Origin of the sequence: Microcoleus sp. Pol12A5, assembly GCF_036701435.1 — a bacterium.
Lineage (GTDB): Bacteria > Cyanobacteriota > Cyanobacteriia > Cyanobacteriales > Microcoleaceae > Microcoleus.
Genome location: NZ_JAUBQU010000295.1, coordinates 1 through 1,288, shown reverse-complemented (window position 1 = coordinate 1,288; position 1,288 = coordinate 1). Strand labels below are relative to the sequence as shown.

Below are 1,288 nucleotides of genomic sequence, written 5' to 3'. Positions count from 1 at the left end.
GTGGGTGTCGGAGTTCCCGCAGGAGTGGGTGTCGGAGTTCCCGCAGGAGTGGGTGTCGGAGTTCCCGCAGGAGTGGGTGTCGGAGTTCCCGCAGGAGTGGGTGTCGGAGTTCCCGCAGGAGTGGGTGTCGGAGTTCCCGCAGGAGTGGGTGTCGGAGTTCCCGCAGGAGTGGGTGTCGGAGTTCCCGCAGGAGTGGGCGTCGGAGTTTCCGCAGGAGTGGGTGTCGGAGTTTCCGTGGGAGTTGGAGTTTCCGTGGGAGTCGGAGTTTCCGTGGGAGTCGGAGTCGGAGTCGGAGTCGGAGTCGGAGGGTTATTGACAACAATGCTTGCCGTGACGATCGCAGAATCAGCTTTCCCGTCATTAGCTTTGTAGGTAAAAGAGTCTGTCCCTGCAAAACCAGCATTCGGAGTGTAACTGAAGGAACCGTCTTGGTTGAGGGCGATCGACCCTGTAGCCGGATTTTTCACCAGAATCGCCGTCAGCGGGTCGTTTTCCGGGTCTGTATCGTTGATTAAGACTCCCAAACCCGTCACGTTGAGACTCGTATTAAAAGCAGTAGTATAGCTGTCTGAATTGGCTACAGGCGGGTTATTGTTGACGTTTACAGTCACGGTAGCCGGTTCAGAGCTAACTATTCCGTCGCTGACTGTGTAGGTAAAGGTGTCTGTTCCAGAAAAGCCAGCGTTAGGAGTATAAGTGAAAGAACCGTCTTTGTTGAGGGCGATCGACCCTTTCGTCGGGTTTGCGGTCACCGCAGCAGTCAGCGTGTCAAAGTCCGCGTCGGAGTCGTTCGCTAAAACTCCCGGCACTGTTACGCTGAGGACTGTTCCCGCACTGAGGCTGTAGGTCTCAGGTTGTGCGATCGGCGGATTGTTAGTGACATTGATATTTGCCACAATTTGTGGTAAGGTATCAGTCCCATCACTGACAGTGTAAGTAAAACTATCGAGTCCAAAGAATCCTGGATTCGGAGTATAAGTAAACGAACCATCCTGATTAAATTCGAGAGTGCCATTGTTGGGATTTGTGACTTTCGTTGCCGTCAGCAAATCGCCGTCAAAGTCGCTATCGTTGGCTAAAACTCCCTCAGCCACAGGCACATTCAGGACTTTACCGTGCAGAATTTGGTAATAGTCAATTAGTGCCAGCGGTGGATTATTTGTGACATTGATATTTGCCGCTATTTCTGGTGAAGTAACAGCCCCATCACTGCAGGGTAAACGCATCTAAATTAATTTGACAAAAACGTGAATTTGTGCATTACTAAATAACTAAAAAAACCTTCTTG

At 51.2% G+C, this 1,288-nt stretch carries 1 protein-coding gene; it reads right to left on the bottom strand.

What is annotated here, in order from left to right; all coding sequences use genetic code 11:
- The coding region (locus QUA45_RS28840; protein WP_333223371.1) for an Ig-like domain-containing protein at positions 1–1,226 on the bottom strand (1,226 nt) is incomplete at its 3' end.
- Positions 1,227–1,288 lie beyond the last annotated feature (62 nt).